The sequence below is a fragment of the Actinopolymorpha singaporensis genome (assembly GCF_900104745.1).
GTDB classification, from domain to species: Bacteria; Actinomycetota; Actinomycetes; order Propionibacteriales; family Actinopolymorphaceae; genus Actinopolymorpha; species Actinopolymorpha singaporensis.
On record NZ_LT629732.1, the window covers coordinates 2,652,466 to 2,672,815 of the forward strand.

19 protein-coding genes and 2 pseudogenes are annotated in these 20,350 nt (G+C 68.3%); 7 read left to right on the forward strand and 14 right to left on the reverse strand.

The window, feature by feature from the left end:
• Positions 1 to 38 precede the first annotated feature (38 nt).
• From BLU27_RS12015 to BLU27_RS12045, 7 genes are all read right to left on the reverse strand, one after another.
• Positions 39 to 962: an aminoglycoside phosphotransferase family protein gene (locus BLU27_RS12015; RefSeq protein WP_197681800.1), complete on the reverse strand. Its 924-nt coding sequence runs from the start codon at positions 960 to 962 to the stop codon at positions 39 to 41.
• A gap of 62 nt (positions 963 to 1,024) precedes the next feature.
• Positions 1,025 to 1,828: an SDR family NAD(P)-dependent oxidoreductase gene (locus tag BLU27_RS12020; protein ID WP_092653311.1), complete on the reverse strand. Its 804-nt coding sequence runs from the start codon at positions 1,826 to 1,828 to the stop codon at positions 1,025 to 1,027.
• A gap of 20 nt (positions 1,829 to 1,848) precedes the next feature.
• Positions 1,849 to 2,751 (reverse strand): carbohydrate ABC transporter permease, encoded by a 903-nt coding sequence (locus tag BLU27_RS12025; protein ID WP_241827926.1) that lies wholly within the window; start codon positions 2,749 to 2,751, stop codon positions 1,849 to 1,851.
• Entirely contained in the window at positions 2,748 to 3,632 is an 885-nt protein-coding gene (locus tag BLU27_RS12030) for a carbohydrate ABC transporter permease (protein WP_241827927.1), read from the reverse strand. Before BLU27_RS12030 ends, BLU27_RS12025 begins: the two co-directional genes overlap by 4 nt.
• Before the next feature lie 103 nt (positions 3,633 to 3,735).
• Complete coding sequence (locus tag BLU27_RS12035; RefSeq protein WP_092653315.1) at positions 3,736 to 5,286, reverse strand: ABC transporter substrate-binding protein; 1,551 nt, start codon at positions 5,284 to 5,286, stop codon at positions 3,736 to 3,738.
• A 20-nt stretch (positions 5,287 to 5,306) separates the two neighbouring features.
• On the reverse strand, positions 5,307 to 6,317 hold the full coding sequence (locus BLU27_RS12040; RefSeq protein WP_092653317.1) for a Gfo/Idh/MocA family protein: 1,011 nt from the start codon (positions 6,315 to 6,317) through the stop codon (positions 5,307 to 5,309).
• A complete protein-coding gene (locus BLU27_RS12045; RefSeq protein ID WP_157728477.1) occupies positions 6,314 to 7,099 on the reverse strand; it encodes a sugar phosphate isomerase/epimerase family protein in 786 nt (261 codons plus the stop codon). The genes BLU27_RS12040 and BLU27_RS12045 overlap by 4 nt, the downstream gene beginning before the upstream one ends.
• 194 nt (positions 7,100 to 7,293) lie before the next feature.
• Between BLU27_RS12045 and BLU27_RS12050 the strand changes: the two genes are divergently transcribed.
• The 4 genes and pseudogenes from BLU27_RS12050 to BLU27_RS12060 all read left to right on the forward strand — a co-directional run bounded on the left by BLU27_RS12050 (position 7,294) and on the right by BLU27_RS12060 (position 10,456).
• On the forward strand, positions 7,294 to 8,526 hold the full coding sequence (locus BLU27_RS12050) for an ROK family transcriptional regulator (protein WP_092653321.1): 1,233 nt from the start codon (positions 7,294 to 7,296) through the stop codon (positions 8,524 to 8,526).
• A gap of 59 nt (positions 8,527 to 8,585) precedes the next feature.
• Positions 8,586 to 8,948, forward strand: a pseudogene (locus BLU27_RS31225) (cytochrome c oxidase assembly protein); the annotation flags it as partial.
• Positions 8,949 to 8,976: 28 nt separating this feature from the next.
• Positions 8,977 to 9,219, forward strand: a pseudogene (locus BLU27_RS30365) (cytochrome c oxidase assembly protein); the annotation flags it as partial.
• A 103-nt stretch (positions 9,220 to 9,322) separates the two neighbouring features.
• Positions 9,323 to 10,456: a right-handed parallel beta-helix repeat-containing protein gene (locus tag BLU27_RS12060; RefSeq protein WP_157728481.1), complete on the forward strand. Its 1,134-nt coding sequence runs from the start codon at positions 9,323 to 9,325 to the stop codon at positions 10,454 to 10,456.
• Here BLU27_RS12060 and BLU27_RS12065 read toward each other — a convergent pair.
• Both BLU27_RS12065 and BLU27_RS12070 read right to left on the reverse strand, forming a co-directional pair.
• The gene (locus BLU27_RS12065; RefSeq protein WP_241827929.1) at positions 10,440 to 11,297 is read right to left on the reverse strand and encodes an LLM class flavin-dependent oxidoreductase; all 858 of its coding nucleotides are present in this window, start codon (positions 11,295 to 11,297) and stop codon (positions 10,440 to 10,442) included. The two genes, BLU27_RS12060 and BLU27_RS12065, sit on opposite strands and share 17 nt — an antisense overlap.
• Positions 11,298 to 11,354: 57 nt before the next feature.
• Positions 11,355 to 12,374 carry an aldo/keto reductase gene (locus BLU27_RS12070; protein ID WP_092657593.1) on the reverse strand — a complete coding sequence of 340 codons (1,020 nt, stop codon included), beginning with the start codon at positions 12,372 to 12,374 and terminating at the stop codon, positions 11,355 to 11,357.
• A 109-nt stretch (positions 12,375 to 12,483) separates the two neighbouring features.
• Between BLU27_RS12070 and BLU27_RS12075 the strand changes: the two genes are divergently transcribed.
• A complete protein-coding gene (locus BLU27_RS12075; protein ID WP_241827930.1) occupies positions 12,484 to 13,101 on the forward strand; it encodes a TetR/AcrR family transcriptional regulator in 618 nt (205 codons plus the stop codon).
• Positions 13,102 to 13,122: 21 nt separating this feature from the next.
• On the opposite strand, the gene BLU27_RS12080 is transcribed toward BLU27_RS12075, so the two are convergent.
• Entirely contained in the window at positions 13,123 to 14,073 is a 951-nt protein-coding gene (locus BLU27_RS12080; RefSeq protein WP_092653327.1) for a helix-turn-helix transcriptional regulator, read from the reverse strand.
• A gap of 90 nt (positions 14,074 to 14,163) precedes the next feature.
• Between BLU27_RS12080 and BLU27_RS12085 the strand changes: the two genes are divergently transcribed.
• A complete protein-coding gene (locus tag BLU27_RS12085) occupies positions 14,164 to 14,712 on the forward strand; it encodes a DinB family protein (RefSeq protein WP_092653329.1) in 549 nt (182 codons plus the stop codon).
• Between the two features lie 179 nt (positions 14,713 to 14,891).
• Positions 14,892 to 16,133, forward strand: a complete 1,242-nt coding sequence (locus BLU27_RS12090) for an ankyrin repeat domain-containing protein (RefSeq protein ID WP_092653331.1) — start codon at positions 14,892 to 14,894, stop codon at positions 16,131 to 16,133.
• A 120-nt stretch (positions 16,134 to 16,253) separates the two neighbouring features.
• Here BLU27_RS12090 and BLU27_RS12095 read toward each other — a convergent pair whose 3' ends face one another.
• From BLU27_RS12095 to BLU27_RS12110, 4 genes are all read right to left on the reverse strand, one after another.
• Positions 16,254 to 17,069 carry a phosphotransferase family protein gene (locus BLU27_RS12095; RefSeq protein ID WP_092653333.1) on the reverse strand — a complete coding sequence of 272 codons (816 nt, stop codon included), beginning with the start codon at positions 17,067 to 17,069 and terminating at the stop codon, positions 16,254 to 16,256.
• A gap of 54 nt (positions 17,070 to 17,123) precedes the next feature.
• On the reverse strand, positions 17,124 to 18,119 hold the full coding sequence (locus BLU27_RS12100; protein ID WP_092653335.1) for a slipin family protein: 996 nt from the start codon (positions 18,117 to 18,119) through the stop codon (positions 17,124 to 17,126).
• A 172-nt stretch (positions 18,120 to 18,291) separates the two neighbouring features.
• The gene (locus BLU27_RS12105) at positions 18,292 to 19,626 is read right to left on the reverse strand and encodes a HAMP domain-containing sensor histidine kinase (protein WP_092653337.1); all 1,335 of its coding nucleotides are present in this window, start codon (positions 19,624 to 19,626) and stop codon (positions 18,292 to 18,294) included.
• Positions 19,623 to 20,288, reverse strand: a complete 666-nt coding sequence (locus tag BLU27_RS12110) for a response regulator transcription factor (RefSeq protein WP_241827931.1) — start codon at positions 20,286 to 20,288, stop codon at positions 19,623 to 19,625. Before BLU27_RS12110 ends, BLU27_RS12105 begins: the two co-directional genes overlap by 4 nt.
• Positions 20,289 to 20,350: the final 62 nt, after the last annotated feature.

The following is a 20,350-nucleotide window of genomic DNA, read 5'->3' on the forward strand; positions in this document are numbered from 1 at the left end:
GTATCCCGCACCGGCCGCGCGATCGCGATGATGTCCTGTCAGGTCAGGATGCTCGCGAGCTGGTCGTTGGTCTCCCGGTCGGATCGGGAGGTGTTCCACTCGAAGTGCTGCTGCGCCCGTACGACGGCGCTGACCTGGGCCCACCGGCGTACGTGCTCGCGGTCGAGTTCTGCCGCCTCGGCGAAGATCACCAGCCAGCGGAGTACGGCGGGTTCGAAGTCCTCCGGGGCGATCAGGCCGAGGTCACGCCCCCCGACCGCGGTGGTGCGGAGCAGGGTGAACGCGTCGTACGCCGGGTCGCCGACCCAGCCGCGGGGGTCGATGACCTGCCAGGGTTCCCGTACGCCGCGCAGCACGTTGTTGAGGTGCAGGTCTCCGTGCACCATCGTGTCCGGCTGGTGCCGGCAGAGGTCCCGGACCGTCTCGCGCGCGGAGTGGACGACGCGAGCAGGGAGCCGGCCCGCCGCCCGGTCGACGATCTCGGCCCACTCGGGCGCCCGGTCGGCGACGCGCGGCAGATCCGGGGGAGCGGGGATGGCGAGCCGGCGGACGAGGCCACCCGCGACTCGGATCGCCTCGTCGACGGGTTGCACTTCGTAGGGCCGCTCCGGGCCCGCGCGCTCCAGCAGCATCGCGAACCGCTCGTCGTCGCGTTCCCACAGTTGCACGGCGCCGCGCCCGGCCCACGTCTGGTAAGCCTCCGGCTCGTGCACGTTCGCCGGATGCGGGTAGGACACCTTCAGGACGACGTCACCGTGGGCACCGGACTTCGCCGGCTGAACGATTCCGACCTGCCCGCTGACCGCCGGGCCGTCGGGTACGCAGTTCCAGCGTTGGAGTAGTTCGTCCAGCAGGGCTGGTAACGATGCCAGCCATACGGCCCCGCCCTCGCGTGGGACGGTCGCCCGCCGTAGTTCCTCCGGAATCTCCGTCACCACGAGTGTCGCGACCTCCCCGATCACGCAGTTCAGCTACGCGTCGACCCCACCGCCCGGCAAATCCTCCCACCACGAGGTCCCCGGCACTAGCGTCGGCGACCGTGCCTCTCCGCGAACGGGTCGGCACCGCGGCTGAGGCGTCGACCTCCGTCCACGGTGAGTACGACTCCGGTGACGAAGGACGCCTCCTCCGATGCGAGGAAGGCCACCGCGGCGGCAACCTCGGACGGTCTGCCTGCCCGGCCGACCAGGGTGGGCGGACGCTCGATCCCCGACCCGCCCTCTCTCAGGCTCTCCCGCGCCGACGCAGTGTCGATGACACCGGGTGCGACGGCGTTGACCCGGACGCCACCTGGGGACATCTCGACGGCGACCGCCCGGGTCAGTGCGGAGATGCCACCCTTGCTGGCGCCGTAAGCGGCGTAGGTGGCAAGCGGGAGGTGCTCCTGGATGGCGGTCACGTTGACGATCGCGCCGCTGCCACGCGGGAGCATGTGCCGGCCGGCAGCCCGGCACAACATCGCAGTGGTCGTCAGATTAGTGGCCAGAACCCGCGCCCAGGCGTCCTCGTCCAGATCGACCAGGCGGACGCGCGGCCCGTGGTCGACGGCGTTGTTGACGAGTACGTCCACCCGGCCGAAACGTTCGAGCACCGCCGGGATGACACCCTCCCGCTGCGACGGGTCGGCCAGATCGGCCACATGGAGTCGTGCCGTGCCGGCGCAGCACCCGGACTCGGTGATCCGCTCCACCGTGTTCGCGCCGCCTTCGCGATCGACGTCCACCACGACCACGAGCCCTCCGTCGTGGGCAAGCCGACGGGCGATCGCACTGCCGATGCCCGATCCGGCACCGGTGACGACCGCAACCTGTCCTTGCAGTGTTCCCATTTCCCCGTCGCTCCGTTCGGTCACTGCTTCACCGCGCCGGCGATCCCCTCGACGAAGTAGCGCTGAAGGAGGAGGAACACCACGACCACGGGAAGGAGGCTGATCGTGCTCGCCGCGTTCATCTGCGCGTAGCTGGTGTAGTTCTCGCCCTGGAACGAGTACACCGCCACCGCGAGAGTGCGCAGGTCGGGCTGGCTGAGGGTCAACACCAGGGGGAGCAGGAAGTCGTTCCAGCTCGCTATGAACTGCAGGATGACGACGGTAGCCGTCACCGGCTTCGCCAGCGGGAGAAACACCCGAACGAAGATCGTGAAGAAGCCGGCGCCGTCCATCGTCGCCGATTCCTCGAGTTCTTTCGGGAGCTGCCGGAAGTACCCGGCGTAGAGAAGGAGCTGGATGATGTGAGCCTGACCGCTCTCGGCGAGGATGATTCCGAACAACGTGCCGTCAAGGTGGAGTTTCCCGATCAGGTCGAAGATCGGGATGATCGTGTATCCCTGTGGGAGGAAGACGAGGGCACCGAGTACGGCGACCAGGATTCGCCGTCCGGGGAACGCGTATCGGCCGAGGACGTACCCCATCGTCGCCGTCGTGAAGACGACGATCGCGACGCCGCTGAAGGTCACGACGACCGTGTTGAGGAAGTAACGCCCCATCTCGGCATCGATCCACGCGTCGGTGTAGTTGCTGAAGAACCACTTGGTCGGGAACAGCCCGAGACCGGCGAAGACCTTGCCGTTCGGGCGCACCGACGCCGACATCATCCACAGGAACGGATAGATCCACGCCAATGCGATCGGCGTGAGGATGGCGTACGTCACCATCCGCCGTACCCGCCCTCGCGGTCGCTGCCGACCCGCACCGACGCTGGGCACACCCGCCCTTGCCCGGGGGACCCGCGCCATCAGCTCGGAAATGGTCATCGTGACTCCACCGTTGTTCCGGGTCCGCGGCGGAGCCTGCGGACGGCGGTGATCTGGGCGATGGCGAGCACGATGAGCAGGAGGCCGAACAGTACACCTGCGGCGGAGGCGTACCCCAGGCGTTGTGCGGAGACCTGTCCCTGCGCCCCGAAGGCCGTGCGGTAGATGTAGAGCTCCATCACCTCGGTGGAGAAGTACGGACCGCCGTGGGTCAGCGCCTGCATGAACGCGAACACCTGCATGTTCCCGACCAGCACGATGAGAGTGATGATGACGGCGAACGGCGCCAACAGCGGCGCCGTGATGGAGACGGAGCGTCGCCACCAGCCGGCTCCGTCGACCTGGGCGGCTTCGTACAGCTCCGCCGGGATGGTCTGCAGGCCGGCGAGCCAGTAGATCATCGGCTGGCCGAACCACTTCCAGACGAAGATGCCGATCGCGGTCCACATCACCAGGTGCGGGTCGGTGAGGAAACCCACCGGGCGCTCGCTGAGGTGGAATGCGCGCAGCACCTCGTTGGCCGGGCCGTTGAACGCCGAGAACACCATGCTCATGACGATGCTGACGATGGCCGTGGTGGTGACGACAGGAACGAAGAACAAGGTCCGGAACAGTGGAGCGAGTCGTAACGACCGGTCGTTGAGGACGATGGCGACGACCAGCGACAGGAGGAGTTCGACCGGCGTCGCGACGCCCGCGAACCACGCCGACCGTCCGAAAGCCTTCCAGAAGTACTCGTCCCCCATGAGTTCGCTGAAGTTCTGCCAGCCGACGAAGTGTTTCGCCTGCTCGAATCCGCTCCAGTCGAAGAACGCGTAATACCACGACATGACGAGCGGGTAGAAGGAGAACATCACGACCAGGACGAGCCCGGGAAGCATCAGCAGGTAGCAGGGTCGGGCCGCCCAGATGCGCCGACGGAGTGAGCCACGGGGCCCCTGTCCTGCCGGCTCGCGACGTACGGCCGAGACCGATGCCATCGGATCAGTCCTGGTAGAGCTTGGTGTAGGGAGCGCGGGGATTCCAGTCCTCGAACACCCAGTCGTCGCGCGAGACCTTGGCGCCGCGTGAGGCCGCCTTCTTGATGGCGTCCTCCAGCGACTTCTCCAGCCGGTCCTCCATCTGCTTCATCGCCTTCTCGACGCTCCCGCTGATTCGCCCGGTGTAGAGGCCGACGAGGGTGTCGCTGAACGTCGGCTGTGCCGGCACCTGCACCTCGTAGACCTTGCTGACGTCGGGGTTGCGTACGGCGGGTTCGGGTCGGATGACGGTGTGCTTGGCACCGAGATCCATCGCGTTCTGCTGCAGCGCGTCCAGCCTGGCCTTCTTGATCGCGTCCGGGAAGGACGGCGGATCGGCCGCGCCGTCGTACTGCGCCCACTGGACCTGACCTGCGGCGGTCGACAGGTAACCCATGATGTCGCCGATGACCGGCCCCAGCTTGGTCTTGCTGGAGTACACCCACGCGTTGGATCCACCGGGCCCGAAGGTGAGCGGCCAGATGTCGTCGGGGTTCTTCTGCGGCGGGATGTTCAGTCCCAGCTGGAAGTCGGGGTTGTCCTCCCGCCAGGGAAGGATGTTCCACGGACCCTGGAACATGATCCCCGCCTGACCCAACGGCATCCGCGACCGTGCACCGGGGGCGTCGAGGTTGACCGAGTCCGGGTGCGCGCTGCCGTCCTTTCTGATCGCCAGGATGAGCTCGATGGCCTCGACGACGGTGGGGTGGGTGACGTTGTACTTGCCGGTCCGCCAGTCGATGCCGTCGGCCCCACCGTGCACTCCGGCCATCTCGCAGAGAGTGCTGACCGGCCCGGACAGTCCACCCGGCTGGGCCAGACCGAAGATGATCCCGTAGTACTTCCCGTTGCCCTGCTTGGCGACGGTTCTGCAGACCTCGCGCAACTTCGGCCAGGTGATCACCTCCGTGTCGAGGTCTGCCCCGACGTCCTTCACCAGGTCGCGGTTGAAGAGCAGGAGGTTGTTGATCCGGCCGTTGCCAGTGAGCGGCAGTGCGTACGTCTTGCCACCGAAGTCGGTCACCCCAGGAGCGAACGAGTAGCTGGGGTAGCGCGCCTTCACCTTGTCGAAATCGGGGATGATGTCGTCGTACGCACCGATCCAGTGGTTGGAGACGGCCATCCCCATGGTGATCTGACCCGGCAACTGGAACACGTCGGGCACGGTCCCGTTACGCACGCCCAACGTCACCACCTGGGTGATCTGGTTCCAGTTCGTGCCGTCGTACTTCACCGAGATGTTCGGATGCTTCTTCTGGTACGCGGGAAAGAACTTCTCGAAGAAGCGCGCCTTCATGTCTCCGGAGTCCATCCAGCGCAGCCGGACGTTGCCGCTCGGCAGCTTGGTCGTCGCGTCCGGGATGTCGAACGCCGACGAGGGCGTCCGGCGGGCAGGCTGTTTCGCACCGTCTCCGGCGGGTTCTGATGTGTCGACGCAGGAGGCGGTGACCAGGCCCACGCCTCCGGCGCCGACGAGGTGCAGCATCCTTCGTCGTGAGATGGGTCGATCACGCATGTCACAACCTCCTGCGGGCTTCACAGCGGCATGATGGTGGCGTCGTCGGGCGGGTTCGTCATGAAGTCCAGCAGGTCGACGACCCGATTGGTGACTGCCGAGTAGTTGGCGGCCAGCGAGACACCGATGCTCTGGGCCGACTCGCGGGCGGTCGCCCGCACCGCGGCCGGATCGTTGCGCCGAACGATCGCCATGAACTCCTGGTCGATGTTCCAGTCGGCTCGGGCCGAAGTCTCCACAGGCGGGACCCCCCGACGGAACACCGTCGCCTTCGCCAGGTTGACCCGAACCAGAACCTCCCGCGCGGCGACGTCGACCCCGTTCGACCCCGGAATCCCCGGGAACAACGCGTACGTGGAATGGACGCTTCCGGCGGCTCCGTTGGCAAAGCCGAGAGTGACGGCGCTGGCGTCCCAGTTCGGCAACTCCTCCTCGGGAATCGCGTTGTCCGCGTACGCCGCGAAGACGGTGCTGACGTCACCGGCCAGGAAGCGCATGAGGTCGATCAGATGCGTAGCCTGCTCGAAGATCTGGCCCCCGCCGGTTCGCCTGTCCCGGATCCAGGGGAGGGGCGGGATCGTCCAGTACCACCATCCGGCCAGCATGGTCGGCGGGAGTCCGGCCAGCGCGTCCCTTGCCACGTCGGTCAGCGGACTGTAGCGCCACTGATAGCCCACCGTGCAGAGGACGCCGTGCCGCTCGATGACGTCCGCGGCCGCGGTGGCCGTGGTCACCGACGGGGCCAGCGGCTTCTCCACGAAGACGTTGATGCCTCGCTCGGCAGCGAAGGTGAGCTGGTCGAGGTGCTCACTGGCGGGGGTGCAGAAGTACGCCACGTCCGGCCTGGTCCGATCGAGCAGTTCCCGGTAGTCGACCGATCCGGTTCCCCCGAACTCCGCGGTGAACTCCTCGACTGCCTCCGCGCGCACGTCGGCCGCACCCACGATGCGCACGTCCGGAACGTCCTGCAGCTGCTTCGCGTGCAGGCGACCCATGCGACCGGTGCCCACGACGGCGACCGAGATTGTCATGGTCGCGCTCCCTCACGCAGGTGTCGAACGCTCCGGCGGAGGTCCTCAACGTCGTCGACGGGACGGCACTCCAGGCCCAGCCAGCCCGTGTAGCCGTGCTCGTTGAGCGCGGCCAGGACCGCACCGAAGTCGATGTCGCCGTCGCCGGGAAGGCGTCGATCACTGTCGGACAGATGCACCAGGGCGAGTTGGTCACCGACTGCGGTGATCATCTCCGGTATGTCCTGGCCTTCGCGTTCGCAGTGGTAGGTGTCCACCATCGTGGCGATACGAGGTGACCCGATCGCGTCACAGATGGCGGCACCGACACCAGGGTCGGTGAGGAAGTGGGTCTCGTCGTGGTTCAGTGGCTCGATGGTGACCCGCACGCTGAGGTCGGCGATCCGCTCGGCGATCTCGGCGAGATTCCCCATGAGTACGGCGGTCTCCACCACGTGCAGGGGGAGTACCGGCTCGAAACCACGTAGGCGCGCCGCACCGAAGACCGGTACCAGGATCAGGTTGGAAGCGCCTACCGCGTCCGCTGTCTCTGCGTACTCGACCACCCTCTCGACCGCGGCGGCGCGGTCGGCCGCCCCGGCCGACAGCAGGCCCGGCTCCCGGAGTTGGGAATAGACCGCGCCGATCGGAACGCCACTTCCGGCGAGTCGGTCACGTACCGATGGTTCGCTGACGGTGGCCATACGCAGGTCGATGCCGTCGAGTCCGGCTTCCCGGACGACGTCGAGCTTGTCGCCGATCGGACGCTGGCCCAGCATCTGTTCCGCACAGGAAAGTCGCACGGCCAGGCACCCCCCTCGTAGTCGGTGGGGCTGCGGAATTGCGGACTGAACCGATGGAGCTGCAGGACTGCAAACACCTGGGCCCGATCGATCGATCGGGATTGATTGAGTGATTGTTGCAACCAACTCTGGTCGGTTAACGTATTGATCACTTTCAGCCCTGTCAAGGGTGGTGGACGCAGGAGGTCGGGAAGATGCGGCTCGCCAACGGATACTCCGGCGCCAACCATCGCAGCGTGAAGCAGAGCAACCGGGCGGCCATCTTCCGGGCCATCCATCGAATGGGGCCGATCGCGCGTGTCGACCTCGCTCGAGAGACCGGGCTCAACCCGGCGACGGTTTCCCACATCGTCGAGGAGCTCATCGCTTCTGGGCTCGCGAGCGAGACCGGTGTCCGGTCCCCTCAACGTGCCGGCCGTCGGCCGATCAGCCTGGAGATCAACCCGACGGCCGGCTTTGCCGTCGGCCTCGACCTTGCCCGGCACACGATCACGGGCGCGCTGGTGGACCTGTCGGGCGTGGTGCACGCCCGGGTCGAGGAGGAGGCCGACAGCCCGTGGCGGGAGGAGACCGCGGTGCCGATCGGCAGCCGGGTCGTCGAACGCCTGCTCCGGCCCCTCACGTCATCGCAGCGCGACAGGGTCGTGGGCGTCGGGATGGGGATCCCGGGGCCGGTGAGCATCCGCACGGGCAACTACCTCGCGCCGCGTTCCTTCGACTCGTGGCGGCCTGTCGCGCTGGCCGCCGAGCTCGAGCGCCGATGGCAACTACCGACCTTTGTCGACAACAACGCCAACACGAGCGCCCTCGCCGCTTTGTGGTTCGGTGCAGGACAGGGGACGCAGAACTTCGTGTTGCTCAACCTCGGGGTCGGCGTGGGAACCGGCCTGGTTCTCGATGGTGACGTCTACCGCGGCAACCACGACCTGGCGGGGGAGGCCGGGCACCTGAGCGTCGACCTCGACGGTCCCCGGTGCGCCTGCGGCAACAACGGCTGCCTGGAAACGTACGTCTCCGTCCCCCGGGTGTTGCAGGCCGTGCGGTCGGGTTCACGGCGAGGGCGAAAGGGTCGCGCGGCGGACGTGACGCTGCCCGAGGCCGTCACTGCACTGCACGCCGGTGACCCGCACGTGGTCGACGTCTTCGCCCACGTGGCCAGACATCTGGCCGCCGGCATCGTGACGATCATCTACACCCTCGACCCCGAACTGATCCTGCTCGGCAGGGAACTCTCCGCCGCCGGCGACGCATTGGTCGTCCCGGTTCGCGAGGAGGTCCGCAGGCGGATCTTCCCGGCCATGCGGGACACCGTACGGATCGAGGTGTCGAACCTGGTCGACGCGCCGACGATCGGCGCCGCCACCCTTGCGTTGCGGGAGATCTTCCAGGCGCCGCTGGGCGCCCGCGTCCGACGCGGATTTTCGTGACGTACGTCCTGCTGGTGTGCTCGCGGCGGTCGTCGGACTGGGTTTCGTCAAGGTTCTCTATGGTTTCGAGGATCTCGCCGACCGGATCTGGCGGGGCCCGGACTGGCTGCGCCCGGCCGCCGGCGGTCTGCTGCTGGGCGGGGTGCCGTTGTCCTGCTGGCGTACACCGTCGGCATGGTCATGCTCAGGCGGCGAGGGGTCCGCTGGCCCGTCGGTCGCCCATTTTCGACGCGGCGATGTCGAACTGGGCCGGCCACACCCTCATGCTGGTTCACTTTCTCGCCGTCGGCCTGATCTTCTTCTGGCCGATTCTCGGTGTCGATCCCGGTCCGCACCGGGTGAGTCATCCGATACGGCTGGCGGAGTTGTTCGTGGGTGTTCCGTTCCATGCCGTCTTCGGGATCGCGGTGATGATGTCGTCGACCCTGATTTGCCGGCTACTTCGCGCATCCGCCTTCTGCCTGGGGAGTCTCGCCGCTGCAGGACCACTCCACCGGTGGCGGCATCGCGTGGGCGTTCACCGAGGTGCCCACCGCGCTCGTCCTGGCGGTGGTGTTCCTCGACTGGTGGCGCAGCGACCAACGCCTGGCACGGCGCACCGACCGAGCAGCCGATCGCGACGACGACGCCAAGTTGGCGGAGTACAACGCGCACCTGCAAAACCTCGCCCGCCGTTCACCGCGCGACCGCTGACCAAAAGGGGCGTAGAGCGCGCGCGAACCCTTCCGTGGCGATCAGTGCCACTACTGTCGCAGTGATCGGGCAGTGCGCGTCACCGGACGAAGGGACGGCTGCCATGCCGTGGGTCAAGCGTGTTCTCCTGTTTGCGTTCGCCGTCGCCCTCGGGTGGACGCTCAGCGCTACTCATCCGCAGACCGCCGGCGCGGCCAGGATCGAGGCGAGCTGTGCCAACTCCACGTCCGACGCTGCGAACATCAACGCGGCCATAGCCGGAAGCAGGGTCGGGGACCAGATCATCATCACCGGTCAGTGCCTGATCAATCAGACGATCAAGCTCCTCGGCGATCGTTCCTACCGCGGTGAGAGCAGGACCGGAACTGTTCTCCGGCAGCAGGACGGGGCCAACATCAGAGCGATCCTCGCGTCGGACAGTTTCCTCGACAACGATCCCAAGACCGGAACCCCCGTGTCCGTGCGGCAGTTGACCCTGGACGGAAATCGCACGCACAATTCCGCGCCGACGTCGGGGATCATCCTCCGGTCGTGGCAGACGGTCGTTTCCGACGTGCAGATCACGTCGATGGGCGGCCACGGCATCTGGTTCACAAACGAGAGCGCCAACGGCACCCGCCTGACCAACACCTCGGTCAACGGGCAGATCACAGGCAACTTCATCACCGACTCGGGCGGACACGGCGTCTATGTCGACGACCCGGGAAACTCCCTCACGGACTGGAACCTCAGCGGCAACTGGATCGCCAACTCTGGTCTGGACGGCATTCACCTGGACAACGCTGCCGGCTGGGTGGTCCACAACAACCACATCTACGGCGTCCCCGAGAACGCTATCTACGCCAATCGCCTGTGGGGAACCTCGATTTCGGACAACTACGTCGAGGACTTCGGCCGCTCCGCCCGGGCCGGCACGTGGTACGGAATCCAGGCGACGGTCCAGGGTGGAGTTGCCTCGACGATCGCCGACAACAAGGTCTTCAACATCAACGGAGAGTCCAACCCGGCGTCGACGTACCGCTACATCGGCGTCTCCAAGGTCAACTACGGCACAGGTGTGCTGAGCGTGACCGGAAATGCCGTCCGCGGCGGCGGATCTCCCAACGGCACAGGGTTCTATTACGCCCGCGGGAGCGGTGACTCACTCCTTGTCAGTTCCACCGGGAACATTGTCACCGACGTCGGCACGGGTCGGCGATCCGATGATGACCACGTTCAGATCACCCGCGGTATGTAGGTGTCGTGCCGATGAACTCGTCGGCGACCCACCGGGCGACGTTGGTGGGGTAGGGCGCCGGTAGGCCCAGGATGACGTGCCCGAAGCCGGCGTCGACCGCTTCGCCGATCGCGTCACGGGTGTGGCCCGGCTGGTCGTAGGAGACCGGCAGGTGGATCGAGCGGACGATGGAGGCGGGGTCCCGGCCGATCTCGGCGCAGTACTTGTCCAGTAGCGTGCTCCGGCGGACGAGGTCGTCGACGGGACCGCCGCCCGGGATGTTCCTCAGGTCGGCGTGCTCGGCGACCACGCGAAGCGTCGCCGACGAACGGCCGCCGATCATGATCGGCGGATGGGGACGCTGGACGGGCTTGGGTTTTCCGTACGCCCCGGTGAGTCGCACGTACGTGCCGTCGAAGTCGAACGGCTCGTCCGACGTCCACAGCCGACGGATCACCGTGCACGCCTCGGCGAGACTTCCTACGGCGTGTTCGGCGTCGTGGAAGGGCAGCCCGTGTGCTTCGTACTCGCGACGGGCCAGCGGGTGGCTGGGCCGTGAGCCGGCACCGATGCCGAAGTCGAGCCGTCCGCCGGAGACGACGTCGACGGTGGCCGCGATCCTGGCCAGCATCGCCGGCGGCCGGAAACGGTTGCTGGTCACCAGTACGCCGAGTCGCATCCGGGCGGTGTGGGCGGCGAGCGCCGAGAGCAGTGTCCAGCCCTCGTACGTCGGGCCGTTCGGGTCGCCGAAGATCGGCATCAGGTGGTCGAACAGCCAGGCGTGCTCGATCTCCGGGATCGCGTCCGCCTCGCGCCAGACTCGCAGGATGTCGGGGTAGTCGACCTGGGACGGAGCGGTCATGATCCCGAAGCTGGGCCGGGATGTGCGCTGGGTGTGGGGCATCGGTTGGCGGTCCTTTCAGCGGCGGCGCAGGGACGGGTCGAGCAGCGCCGGCGGGGTGTCGTGCTTCTCCTGCGCTGCCAGGTCGACCCCGGGCGCGACGATCTCGTCGATCGCGTCGAGGACGTCGACGGCGAGCACGGTGTCGGCGGCGGCGAGCTGTGAGCGCAGGTGGTCCAGCGTTCGGGGGCCGACGAGCGCGCTGGTCACCGCGGGGTGCGCGGTCACGAACCCCAACGCCAGTTGGATCATGGACAGGCTGGCCTCGTCGGCGACCTTGGCCAACCGCTCGACGGCATCCAGCCTGGCGCGGTTGGCGGGGATCGCCAGGTCGAAGCGCTCCGGTAGGAACGCCGAACGGCTGGTGGTGATCTCCCGGCCCGCGCGGACCGCGCCGGACAGCCAGCCCGAGGCCAACGGGCTCCACGCCAGGACGCCGAGCCCGTACTGCTCGGTCACCGGCAGCACGTGGGTCTCGATCCCTCGTTGCAGGATCGAGTAGCTGGGCTGTTCGGTGACGTACCGGCTCAGGTGGTTGTCGCGGGCGGCCCACTGCGCCTGCACGATGCGGTAGGCGGGGAACGTCGAGGAGCCGAAGTAGCGGATCTTTCCCGCACGTTGCAGATCCGTCAACGCAGACAGGGTTTCCTCGTCGCTGGTGACCGGGTCCCACCGGTGGATCTGGTAGAGGTCGACGTGGTCGACTCCGAGGCGGCGCAGGCTGTTGTCCAGTTCGGCGACCAGCCAGCGGCGCGAACTCCCTCTGTGGTTGCGCTCCTCGCCGATCGGCAGGCCGGCCTTGGTGGCCAGCACGATGTCGTCGCGGCGCCCGGCGATGGCCCTGCCGACCATCTCCTCCGACTCGCCGTCGCCGTACCGGTCGGCGGTGTCGATGAGGTTGATGCCGCCCTCGAGCGCGGCGTCGACGATGGCGGTGGCCTCGTCCTGGGTCGTACGTCCGGCCCTGCCGAAGTTCATCGCGCCGAGCGCGAGGGAGCTGACCTGGACTCCGGTGCGGCCAAGGGTGCGGTACTGCATGACCATGTTCCTTCGCTCTGGCATCATGGGTGCAAGCGGAACGTTGCTCCGGTTACGATACGGAACGACGTTCCGCTTTGCAAGGTCGATGACGGAAGGGATCGGTTCGGTGCGCGAGGGAGACAGCGTCCGGGGAACTGGGCAAGGGGCCGGGCAGGGCGCCGGGCAAACCCGGGCCAAGCGGGCGGACGCCCGGCGCAACGAGAAGGCCCTGCTGGACGCGGCCGCCGCGGTCTTCGTCGCGTCTGGCGTGGAGGCACCGGTACGCGAGATCGCTGCCCGCGCCGGCGTCGGGACGGGCACGATCTACCGGCACTTCCCGACTCGGGCGGACCTCATCATCGCCGTGTTCCGGCACCAGGTCGACGCCTGCGCCGAGGCCGGTCCGCGGCTGCTGGCGACCGGCGAGAGCCCGTACGTCGCTCTGACGAAGTGGATCGACCTCTTCGTCGACTTCGTGGTCACCAAGCACGGGCTCGCTGCCGTACTGCGGTCCGACAGCGCCGGCATGGACACCCTGGGTGCCTACTTCCTCGACCGCCTGCTGCCCGTGTGCACCGACCTGCTCGACGCGGCGGTCACCTCCGGCGAGATCCGGGACGGTGTGGAGGCATACGAACTCATGCGTGGTGTCGGAAACCTCTGCATCGGCGCGGACAACGATCCCCGCTACGACGCGCGCCGGCTGGTCGGACTCCTCGTCGCCGGCCTTCGTCAGCCGCGGTGACGGATCAGCCGCCGGACCGCGTCAGCTGCCGGACTGCATCAGTCGTCGGCCCAGGGCGGTGACGGCGCGTTGGAGTTCTGGTGAGGCGAGGACGCGGAAGGGTGCCGGGATGGTGGCGAGCTGGCGGGCGTACCACTGTGGTTCGTCCGTCGTCGCCCGAAGACGGGTTCGGCCCTCGGCGTCGGCCTCGATCCGGCCAAGGCTTCGGCGTACCCACCGCGACGTCTCCTCGACCGTCGCGTCGACCACGACGTCGACCTCGTACGTCCACCCCTGGGAGAGGTGTTCTTCCAACGTACGTAGGGCATCCAGGTCCGGCAGCGGGGTGAACGACTCGGCCAGAGACTCCACCGACACGATCCGGTCCACGCGCAGCACCCGCCGCGCCTGCCTGGTGTGGGACCAGGCCAGGAGGTACCACCGGCTGTGCCGGAGTACGACAGCCCAGGGGTCGACGTCCATCTCCCGGTCGCCCGCCCGGCCCAGCCGGTAGGTCAGGCGGAGTCGCCTGGCCGCCACGCAGGCTTCGACGAGCCGGGTGGTCAGCTCCGGACTGGCCGACGGCTCGTCGGTGGGGCGGGGAGCAGGCACGTCGCGGACGCTGCGGACGGGCTCGGCCACCCGCTCCGGCAGGGCGCGCACGATCTTGGCGAGGGCGCTGCCCACCAGGTCGGCCGGGTCGGCGGCCCCTCGGTGCCCTTCGAGGACCGCCATCACCAGCCCGACCGCCTCGGCGGCGCTGAACATCAACGGTGGAAGGCGAAGACCCCGCCCCACCCGGTAGCCGCCGTAGGGTCCACTGACCGACTCGATGGGCAGGTCCGCTTCCCGCAGGATCGCGACGTAGCGGCGGGCGGCGCGTTCGGTGACCCCGAGCCGCTCACCCAGCCGCTGGGCGGTGATGCCCGGGCTGTTCTGGATGAGCTCCAGAGCCAGCAGGGCCCGGGCGGTAGGGCTCAGGTAGTCGGTCATTGCTCGCTCATCACCTCGCTCTTTACCTAGCTCATCGCCAGCACCGGTCCCGGCAGCGGAACGTCCGGGACCCACGGTAGCGTCCCGCGCATGGCAACCGACAGCGGCGCGATCCTGCGCGAACCTCCCGTGGCCGGCAACGAACTCGACACGCTTCTCGGCACCCTCGAGCGACTTCGCGGCTACGTGGCGTGGAAGTGCGGCGGCCTCGGCCAGGCCGGACTGCGAGCCACCCTCGGTCCGTCGACGGTGACCCTGGGTGGCCTGCTGAAACACCTGGCAGCCGTGGAGGACGACATGTTCTCGGTCAAGCTGCACGGCCGGTCCCCGCAACCTCCGTGGGACACCGTCGACTGGGACACCGACCCCGACTGGGAGTGGCGTACGGCGGCCGACGACAGCCCGGAGTACCTGACGACGCTGTGGCAGGACGCGGTGGGCAGGTCCCGCGTCCTGGTGGCGGAGGCGGTGGCAGACGGCGGTCTGGACCGGCTCGCCCGCTTCACCTGGCCGGACGGCCGGACGCCCAACCTGCGAAGGCTTCTCACGGACATGATCGAGGAGTACGCCCGGCACGTCGGCCACGCGGACCTCATCCGGGAGTCGGTCGACGGGCTGGTCGGCGAGGATCCCCGGTGAGGTTCGACAATCCTCGGGGTTGACGTGGTCTGCGCCCGGCAATAGCGTGCCGGTACGCGCGATGGGCGCGACCGGTCCGCGGAAAGGGCTGTGCCCACCCACCCAGCGGTTTCGAAGGTGACGAACCTTCTTTCAGCCTGACCCGGGCGGACCCCAGGCGACGTACGAAAGAGGTTCGTATGGACGTCATCCATGCCCGGTCGTTTCCGCCCCGTCCCAGCCTGGAGCAGTACCGCAAGCAGGCCAAGGAGCTGTTGAAGGCCTGCCGAGCAGGTGATCCGGACGCGCTCGAACGCGTCAACCGTGGGTTGCTCGCGGCCGGCCGGGCGCATCGCACGCGGGACCTGTCCGGTCACACACTCACCGACGCGCAGTTCGTGATCGCCCGCGAGCACGGCTTCGCCAGCTGGCCGAGGTTCGCCGCGCACCTGCAAGGGCTGGTTGACGGCGCCGTCGGTCGGTACGAAGCGGCCGTGGACGCGATAGTCACCGGGGACCTCGGCGCGCTGACGGAGTTGCTGGATCGCCACCCGGACCTGGTTCGCGCGCGGTCGACCCGAACACACCGGGCCACCCTGCTGCACTACGTCGCCGCCAACGGCGTGGAGACGTACCGGCAGAAGACTCCGGCCAACGCGGTCCAGATCGCCGAGCTGCTGCTGGTGCGTGGCGCGGAGGCCGATGCGGGCGCCACCATGTACGGGGCCGACGACGCGACGACGATGGAGATGCTCGTCTCCAGCATTCATCCGGCCCTGGCCGGGGTGCAGGCGCTCCTGGTGGACAAGCTGGTCGACTTCGGTGCGGCGGTGAACGGGCCGGGCGACGACAACCGGCCGTTGCTGACCGCACTGGCGCACCAGTACCCGGCTGCCGCGCAGGCGCTGGTCCGCCGTGGCGCACGGATCGACGACATCGTGTCGGCCGCCGGGCTCGGCCGGGAGGATCTCGTCCGCGACTACCTGGACGACGAGGGCCGGCTGCGCCCACACGTGCGGGTCGTCGGACTTCGGCCCCAGCTGCCGCGGCGGCCCGAGGCCAACGTCGCCTGGGCGTTCGTCGTCGCCGCGGCACTGGGGCACACCGACGTCGTCGACTTCCTGTCCCGGCGAGGAGCCGACCCGGGCGCGAGGGCGATGGCCGGCCTCACCGCGCTGCACTGGGGGGTCGTCAACGGTCACCTGGAGGTGGTGGACCTCCTGCTCGCCCGCGAGGCTCCGCTGGAGGACAGCGACAACTACCACCACGCCACAGTGCTGGGGTGTGCGGTCTGGGCGGTGCAGAACGGCACGCACCCCCACCGACTCACCATCGTCGAACGGCTGCTGTCGGCCGGGGCACGGGTGGACGCGATCAGCCGGCCGACCGGTGACGAAGGCGTCGACGAACTCCTACGACGACACGGTGTGGCGCTCGGCTGACACCCACACCGATCTCGCCCTGTGAGTTGGTGGTCAGACGCAGGTCAGTTGTTTCGTGGCGCCGTTGCTCAGCGTGCACTCAGGAGACCTTGCCGACCTGTTCCGACCAGCGTTTGCGGGTCAGCCGAGCAGGGCCATGAGGCGCCCGGCCTGGCGTTCCACCGTGCCTGGGGGATTGCGGCGGTGGTCGACGTCGAAGCTCAGCAGGAACAACCAGACCAGAGCAAGGAGCCGACGACAGTCACGCAGGCGAACGGTTTCGTCGGATGTCAACTCGAAGTGGCCCAGGAACGTGGTGATGTCCAGCGGATGCTCCACCCAGCTGCCGACATGCTCGGTGACCTCCGCGAGCTCGAATGCCCGGTCGCTGCGACCGGCGTCCTCGAAGTCGACGATCCGGACCTGGGAACCGTCCCAGAGACAGTTGGCGAGGTTGCCGTCCCCTGGTCCGAATACCGGCGGGACGCCGGAGGTGCCGTTCGCGTCGAGCCCTGACTTCTCCAGCCACGTCAGCCCGGCAGTCATCGCGCGGGCCACCGGGTTGCCGACATCAGCCGGTTTCTCGGCAGCCCACCGGCGGACATGGCCAAGGAGTCCGGCCTGCTGGCCGGGCCGGATCGGTACCTGCCGTAGCACGTCGACCGGCAGGGCCGTGTGGATCGTTCGCATGGCCCTCGCCAGTGCCGACGTCTGCCCAGTGCTCAAAGGGAGCCCGCGCAGCGGAGTGCCGGGAAGCCGGGACATCACCACCGTCGATCCGTTCACCCCGAACTGGGCTTTCACGGGTTCGGGTGCGAGGCCGGGGACGTGCTCGTGCAACAGCGTGAGAGCACGCCACTCGCGTTCCGCACCTCCGCCGTCGGCTTCCGGAAACCGCTTGACCACCTGGTCATCGGTGAGTTCGACCGCATGCGTACCCCACGCTGTCTGGCTCATGCCGGACGATCCTGCCAGGCTCGTGCAGCCGAGGCCCATGGACTCCGATGGCCGTCAGCGGTGAGTGTGCTGCCCAACCTCGTCCGAGCGTGTCTGGTGGGGTACGGCCGGTTGGGTCTCCCCGCTCGCCTCCTGGCCACGCGCCTCCAGTTCGGCCGGTTCGACGTCGGCTGACTCCACGCCGGACGGGCGGGACGCGGCCGACTCCACCTCGGGCGTGCCGCGGTCGGACGTACCGCGGTCGGACGTACCGCTGCCGGACGGGGCAGTCCTGGTCGCGGTGGAGAGCTGCTGGACCAGTCCGCCGGCCGCGGTGTCGAGGAACCTCAGCAACTCGACCGGGAAGGGGAGAACGACGGTCGAGTTCTTCTCCGCCGCGACCTCGACGATCGTCTGCAGCAGGCGCAACTGGAGGGCCGCAGGCGTGTCCGCCATCTCCTCGGCCGCCGAAGCCAGCTTCTTCGACGCCTGGAACTCCCCGTCCGCGGTGATGATCCGGGAGCGTCGTTCGCGTTCGGCCTCGGCCTGGCGCGACATCGACCGCTTCATCGTCTCGGGTAGCGCGACGTCCTTGATCTCCACCCGGTCGATGGTGATTCCCCATCCGACCGACGGGCTGTCGATCATCAGTGCCAGTCCCTCGTTGAGGCGTTCGCGGTTGCAGAGCAGGTCGTCGAGTTCGCTCTTGCCGATGATCGAACGCAGGGACGTCTGCGCGACCTGTGACACGGCGAAGTCGTAGTCCTGGACGTTCACGATCGCCCGGATCGGGTCGTCGACGTTGAAGTACACAACGGCGTCCACCCGGACGGTCACGTTGTCCCGGGTGATCCCCTCCTGGGCCGGCACCGGCATGGTCGCGACCTGGATGTTGACCTTACGCATGCGGTCGACGAACGGGACGATCATCGTGAAGCCTGGTTGCCGAGGGGGAGGGAGGACCCGGCCGAGCCGGAAGACGACCCCTCGCTCGATCTGGCGTACGACCCGCGCGCTCGCGAAGAACGCAATGAGGACCAACGCGATGACTAGAACAATCGCGACAACCATGCTGACCTCCCGATGTCAGCAACCGGGCGTCCCACGAACGTGGTCACCCATAACCGATCGTATGCCGGATCGGAGGTGAGGAAACCGCCGGTTGACACCGGGCGAACCGCACGTGAGGACCGAGTGCGGGGCCGGGACACGCGGAGTATCCCGACCGGCCCTGCCAGGCGGATCAGCCGGTTGGCAACAGGATGAGGAAAGTGGCGCCGTGCCCGGTCGACAGGTTCACTACGTCGCCACCTACGGACCTGGCGAGCCGTCGGGCGAGGGGGAGGCCGAGACCGGCACCGTCGTGCATGTCGGCCGGGTCGCCGCGCCAGCCCGGCGTGAACGCGAGTTCGGCGTCGGCGCCGCCCAGTCCCGGCCCGTCGTCGCCGACCTCGATCTCGAGGAGATCCTCCCTCCGTCGCGCGCTCAGCCGTACCTGACCGGACGCGTATCGCACCGCGTTGTCGAGGACCGGACTGACGATCCGTTCCAGGACGTCGGTGCCGACACCGCAGTAGAGGGGAGACTGTTCGGTGGACAACGACAGCGACGCCTCGCAGGTCGTCTGGCGCCGGGCGACGACAGAGGCCAGCACTTCGTCCACCGCACATCGCCCAGGAGCGTCCACCGTGTCGGAGCGGGCGGCGAGAAGCAGCGTTTCGATGATTCGGCGCATGCGATCCGCACTGTCCCGGATGGCGCCGTGAGCGCGTGCGAGTTCGTCGGCTGAACGCTCCCGGTCGATCAGGAGTTCGGTCTCGGCGGCGATGTGCGCGAGTGGCGTACGCAGTTCGTGGGAGAGTTCGGCCGAGAGTTGCCGTTCGTGCCGGAGTACGGCCGACAGCCGGTCGAGCAGGCCGTCCAGACTGGCGGCGAGGGCGGCGAGTTCGTCTGGCCTGGATGCCGTGCCGAACCGTTGCGTGGTGTCGTGGGCGCTCCACTCGGCTGCCTGTCCGGCCATCCGGTCGACCGGCGCGAGCGCCCGGGTGACCGTCATTCGTGCCATGACGTAGACCCCTACGAGGAGCAGTGCGGCGAGGGCGATCGAACCCGCCAGCGCCAACCGCGCGGTGCGTTGGTACGGGTCGAAGGAGGTGGCGGCGACTATGGTGCCGACCTGGCGGCGGGCCACACGCACCGGAAGCGCGTACAACCTGGCCGACGTGTTGTGCCGGGCGTCCCGGAAGCGTTCGCCCCGACCGGCAAGAGCGTCGGCGTCGTCGCGCAGCACACCCGGGCTGTCTCCGCCCTCGACGAGCCGGTGACCTTCGTAGATCCAGATCCCGGTGTCAAGCGCCGTGTCGTTGGGAACCTCCCGTACGTCGAGCCGGTCGCCGGGGCCGACGTCGACGGTGGCAGCGGTCGCCTCGGCCCGGGCCCGGAGCACGTCGTCGGCCTGGCTGTGCAGCCGATTGGTGAGGCCGACGTTGAACGCCACCGTGAGTACCGCCACCCACGCGGCGACTGTGAGCACTCCGATGAGCGCGAGCCGCCCGCGCAGCGTGGTCGGACGGATCACCTGAGCCGGTACCCGAGTCCGCGGGCCGTCTCCAACTCCAGCGTCGACCCGACGTCCCTCAGCTTGCGGCGAACCCGGGCGGCGTACTGGTCGAGGGTGTTGTCCGCGACCAGCGCGCCGTCCGGCCAGCCGGTGGCGAGCAACTGGTGCCGGCGCACCACCGACCCACGGGCTGCGAGAAGCCGGGCGAGGATCCGGAACTCGGTGGGGGTCAGCGACACCACCACTTCCCGCACGCTCATCTCGTGGTTCACCGGATCGAGCGCCAGGTCGTCCACCACCTGGCCGGCGTCGCGGCCGGCCCTGTGCAGTGCCGCTCGCAGCCGGGCCACGAGTTCGGCGAAGTGGAACGGCTTGCCGAGGTAGTCGTCGCCCCCGGCGGAGAACCCGGAGAGCCGGTCGGTGAGGCTGTCCCGGGCGGTGAGGAACACCACCGGCGCAGTCACTCCGCGTGCGCGAAGAGCCTGGCAGACGTCCCGGCCGTCGGAGTCGGGCAGGCCGATGTCGATCACTGCGGCGTCCAGGGTCTCGATCGGGGCCCGCAGAGCGGCGCCGCCGTCCACTGCAACCGTCACCGCAAACTCGGCCTCCCGCAGACCACGCACGAGCACATCTCGAAGCTCGTGGTCGTCCTCCACGACGAGTACCCGCGGTCTGCTCACGGGCGCCATTATCAGCATCGTCACCTTCTGCGACGAGAGGTGGGAGACCGGACGCGGGACAC

Bases quoted from the DNA above. Each gene is read 5' to 3' on its own strand.
- BLU27_RS12020 (WP_092653311.1), bottom strand. From the start codon at position 1,828: ATGGGAACACTGCAAGGACAGGTTGCGGTCGTCACCGGTGCCGGATCG.
- BLU27_RS12025 (WP_241827926.1), bottom strand. From the start codon at position 2,751: ATGACCATTTCCGAGCTGATGGCGCGGGTCCCCCGGGCAAGGGCGGGT.
- BLU27_RS12030 (WP_241827927.1), bottom strand. From the start codon at position 3,632: ATGCTTCCCGGGCTCGTCCTGGTCGTGATGTTCTCCTTCTACCCGCTC.
- BLU27_RS12035 (WP_092653315.1), bottom strand. From the start codon at position 5,286: ATGCGTGATCGACCCATCTCACGACGAAGGATGCTGCACCTCGTCGGC.
- BLU27_RS12040 (WP_092653317.1), bottom strand. From the start codon at position 6,317: ATGACAATCTCGGTCGCCGTCGTGGGCACCGGTCGCATGGGTCGCCTG.
- BLU27_RS12050 (WP_092653321.1), top strand. From the start codon at position 7,294: ATGCGGCTCGCCAACGGATACTCCGGCGCCAACCATCGCAGCGTGAAG.
- BLU27_RS12060 (WP_157728481.1), top strand. From the start codon at position 9,323: ATGCCGTGGGTCAAGCGTGTTCTCCTGTTTGCGTTCGCCGTCGCCCTC.
- BLU27_RS12065 (WP_241827929.1), bottom strand. From the start codon at position 11,297: ATGACCGCTCCGTCCCAGGTCGACTACCCCGACATCCTGCGAGTCTGG.
- BLU27_RS12070 (WP_092657593.1), bottom strand. From the start codon at position 12,374: ATGCAGTACCGCACCCTTGGCCGCACCGGAGTCCAGGTCAGCTCCCTC.
- BLU27_RS12080 (WP_092653327.1), bottom strand. From the start codon at position 14,073: ATGACCGACTACCTGAGCCCTACCGCCCGGGCCCTGCTGGCTCTGGAG.
- BLU27_RS12085 (WP_092653329.1), top strand. From the start codon at position 14,164: ATGGCAACCGACAGCGGCGCGATCCTGCGCGAACCTCCCGTGGCCGGC.
- BLU27_RS12090 (WP_092653331.1), top strand. From the start codon at position 14,892: ATGGACGTCATCCATGCCCGGTCGTTTCCGCCCCGTCCCAGCCTGGAG.
- BLU27_RS12095 (WP_092653333.1), bottom strand. From the start codon at position 17,069: ATGAGCCAGACAGCGTGGGGTACGCATGCGGTCGAACTCACCGATGAC.
- BLU27_RS12100 (WP_092653335.1), bottom strand. From the start codon at position 18,119: ATGGTTGTCGCGATTGTTCTAGTCATCGCGTTGGTCCTCATTGCGTTC.